Annotated in this window: 1 pseudogene; it reads left to right on the top strand. The window is 73.6% G+C overall.

From position 1 onward, the window contains the following. Positions 1-231: pseudogene (locus KVS67_RS13585) on the top strand (inorganic phosphate transporter); the annotation flags it as partial.

The following is a 231-nucleotide window of genomic DNA, read 5'->3' as shown; positions in this document are numbered from 1 at the left end:
GTCAACACCGTGGGCGCGCTGCTGGGCATCGGGCTCACCACGCTGAGCGTGCACTACTTCACCTCGCCCGCGGGGCGCAGCGAGATCGGCCCCCTGGCCGTGGGCGTGTCCTGCGTGGTGACCCACGTGTGGGGTCTGCTGCTGTGGTGGCGGCGCCTGCCCGGCACCAGCACGCACGCGCTGATCTCCGCGCTGGCGGGCAGCCACCTCGCCGTGCGCCTGAGCCTGCAC

Origin of the sequence: Micrococcus sp. GbtcB5, assembly GCF_019091605.1 — a bacterium.
GTDB classification, from domain to species: Bacteria; Actinomycetota; Actinomycetes; order Actinomycetales; family Micrococcaceae; genus Micrococcus; species Micrococcus luteus.
Note: the sequence above shows the minus strand (reverse complement) of the source record. Positions and strands in the feature narration are given on the sequence as shown.